Consider the following 6,645-nt stretch of genomic DNA (forward strand, 5'->3'; position numbering starts at 1 on the left):
ATGAGAAGAAACTGCTGGTAACAACAGAGCTCAGTTGCCAGGATTTTATAAAGACTGACCATAGCAGGTGTCCTTGATGAAGATCAACGAAAAACCTGTTTTTTTTTGCAAAAACTCTCTTTCGGTTTTCAAAAATACGGGAGGAAAATTAGTTGAAATTTTCAGAATTAGGATTAGCACCAGATTTGCTTAAAGCAATCGAAAGAATGGGATTCGAGGAAGCAACACCTATCCAAGGACAAACCATTCCATTGGCATTAGAAGGAAAAGACGTTATTGGACAAGCTCAAACAGGAACTGGTAAAACAGCTGCTTTTGGTTTACCAATGTTGCAAAAAATCGATAACAAAAACCACAATGTTCAAGGATTAGTTATCGCACCAACAAGAGAATTAGCTATTCAAACACAAGAAGAACTATTCCGTTTGAGCCGCGATAAAAAAGTCAAAGTTCAAGTTGTTTACGGTGGAGCTGACATTAGTCGCCAAATCCGTGGATTAAAAGACGGACAACATATTGTCGTTGGAACTCCAGGACGTTTATTGGATTTAATCAAACGTAAAGTATTGAAATTAAACAATGTAGAAACATTGGTTCTTGATGAAGCAGATGAAATGTTAAACATGGGATTCATTGAAGATATCGAAAGTATTATTCAAGAAACTCCAGCTGCACGCCAAACATTATTGTTCTCAGCAACAATGCCATCTGCCATCAAACGTATTGGCGTTAAGTTCATGAAAGATCCTGAACACGTTCAAATCAAAACAAAAACATTATCAAGTGCATTGATCGATCAATACTTCGTGAAATGTAAAGATTTCGAAAAATTCGATATCATGACTCGTTTGTTCGACGTTCAGACACCAGAATTGTCTATCATTTTCTGTCGTACTAAAAGACGCGTGGACGAAATCGCTAGAGGATTGGAAATGCGCGGATACCGTGCTGAAGGAATCCACGGCGACCTTTCTCAACAAAAACGTATGAGTGTATTAAAAGCTTTCAAATCAGGTAGAGTAGATATCTTAGTAGCTACTGACGTAGCAGCTCGTGGACTAGATGTTTCAGGTGTAACTCATGTTTACAACTTTGACATTCCTCAAGATCCTGAAAGTTATGTTCACCGTATCGGCCGTACTGGTCGTGCAGGTAAAGAAGGTATGTCTGTATCTTTCATTACACCAAATGAAATGGGTTACCTGCGTACGATCGAAAACTTAACTCGTAAAGCAATGACACCATTGCGTCCACCTTCAGATGCTGAAGCATACAAAGGACAAATCAAAGCTGCAATGGATCAAATCCAAGAATTGATCGATAAAAATGACTTGGAACGGTACGAAAAAGCTGCTCATACTCTATTGGAAGAATTCTCAGCTGAAGATTTAGCTGCAGCATTCTTGAAGAGTACGATTAAAGATTCCACTGAAATTCCAGTGAAAATCACTCCAGAACGTCCATTGCCAAGCAAGTCTCATAAAGGTGGCGGCGGTGCAGCCCGTAGTCGTTCAAAAGGCAAAAACTACGGAGACCGTCGTGGTGGCGGAAAACGTAACGATCGTCGTGGTGGCAACAGCCGCAGTGGCGAAAAACGTTATAGCTCAGACAAACGCCAAGGTTCATCAGGTTCATCAGATAAGAAAAAAAGCGACCGTCGTGGTTCAGGAAACGGTAAACGTGACTTCACGATTCGTCAAAAATAATCTATCCGTACGCAAAAGAGAGCAGATTTTCTGTTCTCTTTTTTGCATTTTAACGATGACAGAAAAACAATAGAAGTGTAAAAATGGATTTATTAAGAAATAATAAAATACTATAAATAGGAAGTGTTATTGCTATTCAAATGCCTCTTTAGAGGTGTATACTAAAGAGAAAACAAGAATGACTGCTTCAAAGGAGTTAAACATGATTATAGGGATAGGATTGGATATTGCAGAAATAAACCGGATCGAAAATGCGTATAATAGAAAGAACACATTTTCATCACGAGTTTTAACAGAGGAGGAGCATAACATTTTTTCCTTGTTAAAAGGGAAAAGACAGATGGAGTTTTTAGCAGGACGATATGCGGCAAAAGAAGCTTATTCAAAAGCAATGGGGACTGGGATTGGGAAGTTGGGCTTTAAGGATATTGAGATCTTACCTGATGCATCTGGCAAACCTGTAGTTACAAAGAGCCCATTTGATGGGAATGTCTTTTTGAGTATTACCCATACAGATTCAATTGCTGCGGCACAAGTAGTGTTGGAAAATTGAATGAATAGGAAAGGAAGAGTAGCTTGGTTGCAGGAGAATACCGAAATACAGTTGCCGTTGTAGACAAAGACGCCATTCGTTGGAATATAGAGCAAGAAAAAAAACGTTTGACTGATGCTTCTTTACTTTATGCAGTAGTAAAAGCTGACGGCTATGGTCATGGGGCTGTAGAAGTTGCAAAAACAGCTCAAGAGGCAAAGGTAGATGGTTTTTGTGTGGCATTATTGGATGAAGCCGTTGAATTAAGAGAAGCAGGTGTTACGGAGCCGATTTTGATTTTAGGTTTAGTAGATCCACAGTATGCGGATCTTATTGTGGAAAATCAATTAAGTGTGACGATTGGGCGTTTGGATTGGATTGAAGAAGCTGAATCCGTTTTGCGTCAGAAAAACATCATAGGTTCAGTTGCTGTACATATCGCATTAGATACCGGTATGGGAAGAATCGGTTTTAGAACTGAAGAAGAAGTTAAAGAGTCGGAGCTACAAATACATAAAAGTGAACACTTCTTTTTAGAAGGAGTATTTACGCATTTTGCAACAGCGGATAGTGAAGACAATACGCTGTTTATTCAACAGCAAGAACGGTTTAATGTTTTAATCAAATCATTTGATAAACTACCTGAAATAGTTCATACTGCAAATAGTGCTACGACTTTATATCATCCAAGCAACTCATCGAAATTGATTCGATTTGGAATCGCAATGTATGGTTTAAATCCTTCAGGTAATCTTATTCCCCCCCCGTATCAATTAAAACCAGTCTTACAATTGAAAAGCGAATTGATTCATGTTAAACAAATGCATCAAGGAGATTTTATCAGCTATGGAGCTACTTACCAAGCTGAAGAAGGAGAGTGGATTGGGACGCTTCCTATCGGTTATGCAGACGGCTGGCTTCGCGGTCTACAAGGTCAAGAAGTATTAGTGAATGGTAATCGTTGCGAGATTGTAGGAAGGATCTGTATGGATCAATGTATGATTCGACTGCCAGAAGAAACTCCTATTGGAACTGAAGTTGTTTTGGTAGGGAAAAGCGGACAAGAAGAAATTACATTGCAAGAAATTGCGGATAAAATGGATACGATCCATTATGAAATAGCTTGTGGTATTTCATCAAGAGTAAAAAGAAGATATGTCCATTAAGAATAATAGTTTGTGAATGAGTTTTGAACATTAAATAGATTCTCGAAAAACCTATTTTAATGTTTTAGATTACATGTTACTATAAGCTAAAGCTTGGTTTTTTAGCTTATTGGGTACTTGGTAATCTTTAGGAGGCAAATTCATGAGCAATAAAGAGTTTAAAGTTGTTGAAATACAATTAGAAGCGGATCTTTACGAACAAGTACAAGAATATTGCGCTTTGGAGGAACTAGAAGAAAAAGAACTAGTAAGCTGTTTTATGACAAAATTTGTTAAAGAAAAACTAAATATAATCGATACCCTGCGCAATGGTTATGCGGAAATGGCTGGAATCAATCTTGATATTTGTAATGAGTTTGAAGAATGCGAGAAAGAAGTCCTTTCCCAATACTAGCAGGTATTGCAGGAGGAGGTACCTATGGTTAAACGTGGGGACATATATTACGCTGATTTATCCCCAGTTGTAGGTTCAGAACAAGGCGGCATGAGGCCAGTGCTTGTGGTGCAAAATAATGTAGGAAATCATTATAGTCCTACTGTTATTGTTGCAGCAATAACTGCTAAGATACAAAAAGGAAAAATGCCGACCCATGTAGAAATCTCAGCTGAAAAGCATGGCATAGAACGTGATTCAGTGGTGTTGCTAGAGCAAATACGTACAATAGACAAACAAAGACTACGGGAAAAAGTAACTCATTTAGATTATGCGACAATGAAAGAAATCAATGAAGCTATTGAAGTTAGTCTTGGTTTAGTAAGCAAATTCAGTACTTAACTTAAATCTACTTATTCTAAAGAGTCGATCTTGCAAATGAATTTCATTTGCGAGAGAGGCTCTTTTTTGGTTTAAATGAGTGTGGAAGACATTGTTTTTTGAAAAAGGGGATGTTATGATAATAAAGTTGAAAACAGCGTGGTTCGTCGACCATCCCACGAAAAAAAACTAGGAGGAACAAATAGATGAAAGTAAAAACTATGGTAATCAATGCCATTGTCGCAGCACTATATGTAGCTGTCACTTCGGTGATTGCTCCAATAGCGTATGGAGCTGTTCAGTTCAGAATATCGGAAATTTTTAACCATTTAGCGGTTTTTAACCGTAAATACATTATCGGAATCGTAGCAGGTGTTTTTATCGCCAATCTTTTTTCACCATTAGGGTGGTATGACATCATCTTTGGAACGGCGCATTCGTTGATTTCGTTGGGTGCGATGCTTTTGCTGACACGTAAAACGACAAATGTATGGATTAAGATGGCTATCAATACCTTAATGTTTATCCTTTTTTCCGGAATTATTGCTTGGGAATTAAAACTCGCTTTTAATGCGCCGTTTTGGTTGAATTATGCCTCAGTTGCTTTTGGGGAATTGGTTATTATGGGCTTGGGTGCTCCGATAATGAAAGTATTAGATGATAAAGTCCATTTCTCTAAACGATTAGAAACCAAATAAAAATACGCAACAGTCCACTAAAAAAACATCCCTTAAAGACCGGTCAGTCTTTGAGGGATGTTTTGCTAGTAAAGAAAATCTATTGGCTATTAAAACAAAAGATTAATTATTTAAACTCTCTTTTTCAATGACACGGAATCCTTTTTTATCTAAAGCGGTTGAAATTTGATTGACGGTCTCTTCAGTTACTCCAGGTTCTAAAGTAATGATCGTACGACGAATCAAATCTTCACGTTCAACATCTAACGTGATACAACTAGAGATAGAAGCAAATTTATTAATGATTTTTGAAATATTTGCCAAATCTCCTTTTTGTCCAGCAGAAGCAATAGTCAGTACAAAACTTCCATTGTCAATACTCCAGGATTGTTGTAGCATGGAAAGTAAAGAACTATGTGTTAAAATACCATAAAAATGATTATCAGAATCAAGTACAGAAATATAAGGCAGTTCTTTGATCGAGAAGAAGATATTAAAGAAAGAGTCATTCAAATGGACGTATTTAGTAGCGTTTTTTAACAAATGAGTTACAGGTAAATTCATGTCTCCACCGTTGGCTTTGTGACGATAGATATGCATTTTATAAATATTGCCTCGGAAAATTTGACCGCTCTCATCTAGGATAGGAACGCACCGATAGCCGGATTCTTCTAAGATCTCAATAGCTTCTTGAAGTGTGACGTCTTCATTAACAGTTGTTAAACTTTTTTTGGGGATACAGAGTGATTTAATGAGCATTTTGCTATTCTCCTTTAACCTTTATTTAATTTGATAATAACACATTATCAGTTTTCTAAACAGTTCTTTTGATATAATTTTTTCAGACAAATAGTAAATGATGCAATTAATTGAAGAAAGTAGGAAAAATAATGAATCAGAATGAAATGATGGATCGACCAGTTATCAATAATGATGTTCGAGAATTTTTACGAAATGCACAAAAACCATTAGCGGGAAAATTAGGTGAGATCGAACAAGACGCACATGAAAGAAGAGTCCCGATCATCCCGCATGAAACAGTTGTTTTCTTAAATTTGCTTTTAGGACAATTAAAACCGAAGCAGATTTTAGAAATTGGAACGGCGATTGGGTTTTCGTCTAGTTTAATGGCTCAACATGTAGGAGAAAAGGGACAAGTAACTACTATTGATCGCTATGAAAAGATGTTCCAAGAAGCTAAAGTGAATTATGAAGCACAAGGCATCACCGATAAAGTTACATTGTTGGAGGGAGACGCAGCAGATATACTTCCTACTTTAGAAGGGCCGTATGATCTTATTTTCATGGATAGTGCCAAATCAAAGTATTATGATTTTTTACCAGAATGTATGAGATTGCTAAAAGTCGGGGGCATGTTGATTGTTGATGATGTTCTTCAAGGCGGTACAATACTAGAACCTAAAGAAAACATTCCACGGAAAGTACGTACGATTCACCGCAAATTGAATCTCTTCTTGGATGTTGTGATGAAACATCCTTCTATAGAATCCAGCTTACTGCCTTTAGGTGATGGTTTGCTTCTAATCGTAAAGAAAGACGAAACAGACTTTTCTTATTTATTAAATAAAAAATAGAAGTGATACCTTTAAAAACTAGGTCAAGTTGACCGTTTATTCGTTTAGAAATAGCCTCTGCTAATTCTAGAATTAATAACAGTAGAGGTTTTTCGTTCGCCCAGCATGGGCGAACTCTAACGGGTGCAAGTCCCGAATGCGACCTGACAGTGGTAAGCATATAGCTGACGGCAAGGGTGTCCACCGTGAGGTGGAATCTGAAGGAAGCCCAAGGC

At 37.4% G+C, this 6,645-nt stretch carries 8 protein-coding genes and 1 riboswitch; of the genes, 7 read left to right on the forward strand and 1 reads right to left on the reverse strand.

Annotated elements, in window-relative coordinates:
* Positions 1 to 152: 152 nt before the first annotated feature.
* The 6 genes from ACEN4I_RS05470 (at position 153) to ACEN4I_RS05495 (ending at position 4,856) form a co-directional block, all read left to right on the forward strand.
* On the forward strand, positions 153 to 1,706 hold the full coding sequence (locus ACEN4I_RS05470) for a DEAD/DEAH box helicase (protein WP_407102256.1): 1,554 nt from the start codon (positions 153 to 155) through the stop codon (positions 1,704 to 1,706).
* 202 nt (positions 1,707 to 1,908) lie between these two features.
* Positions 1,909 to 2,259, forward strand: coding sequence for a holo-ACP synthase (gene acpS, locus ACEN4I_RS05475; RefSeq protein WP_407102255.1), 351 nt, complete (start codon positions 1,909 to 1,911; stop codon positions 2,257 to 2,259).
* A 23-nt stretch (positions 2,260 to 2,282) separates the two neighbouring features.
* Complete coding sequence (gene alr / locus ACEN4I_RS05480) at positions 2,283 to 3,404, forward strand: alanine racemase (RefSeq protein WP_407096732.1); 1,122 nt, start codon at positions 2,283 to 2,285, stop codon at positions 3,402 to 3,404.
* Positions 3,405 to 3,546: 142 nt separating this feature from the next.
* On the forward strand, positions 3,547 to 3,798 hold the full coding sequence (locus tag ACEN4I_RS05485; RefSeq protein ID WP_407126255.1) for a hypothetical protein: 252 nt from the start codon (positions 3,547 to 3,549) through the stop codon (positions 3,796 to 3,798).
* Between the two features lie 24 nt (positions 3,799 to 3,822).
* On the forward strand, positions 3,823 to 4,179 hold the full coding sequence (locus tag ACEN4I_RS05490) for a type II toxin-antitoxin system PemK/MazF family toxin (protein WP_407096734.1): 357 nt from the start codon (positions 3,823 to 3,825) through the stop codon (positions 4,177 to 4,179).
* 132 nt (positions 4,180 to 4,311) lie between these two features.
* Positions 4,312 to 4,357: riboswitch (PreQ1 riboswitch) on the forward strand.
* Positions 4,358 to 4,364: 7 nt separating this feature from the next.
* Positions 4,365 to 4,856 (forward strand): QueT transporter family protein, encoded by a 492-nt coding sequence (locus ACEN4I_RS05495; RefSeq protein ID WP_407096735.1) that lies wholly within the window; start codon positions 4,365 to 4,367, stop codon positions 4,854 to 4,856.
* A 102-nt stretch (positions 4,857 to 4,958) separates the two neighbouring features.
* Here ACEN4I_RS05495 and cbpA read toward each other — a convergent pair whose 3' ends face one another.
* Positions 4,959 to 5,594 (reverse strand): cyclic di-AMP binding protein CbpA, encoded by a 636-nt coding sequence (gene cbpA / locus ACEN4I_RS05500; protein ID WP_407102253.1) that lies wholly within the window; start codon positions 5,592 to 5,594, stop codon positions 4,959 to 4,961.
* A 131-nt stretch (positions 5,595 to 5,725) separates the two neighbouring features.
* On the opposite strand from cbpA, the gene ACEN4I_RS05505 reads away from it, so the two are divergent.
* A complete protein-coding gene (locus ACEN4I_RS05505) occupies positions 5,726 to 6,430 on the forward strand; it encodes an O-methyltransferase (protein ID WP_407096737.1) in 705 nt (234 codons plus the stop codon).
* Positions 6,431 to 6,645: the final 215 nt, after the last annotated feature.

The sequence above is a fragment of the Desemzia sp. FAM 23990 genome (genome assembly GCF_045528485.1).
Classification (GTDB): Bacteria; Bacillota; Bacilli; order Lactobacillales; family Carnobacteriaceae; genus Desemzia.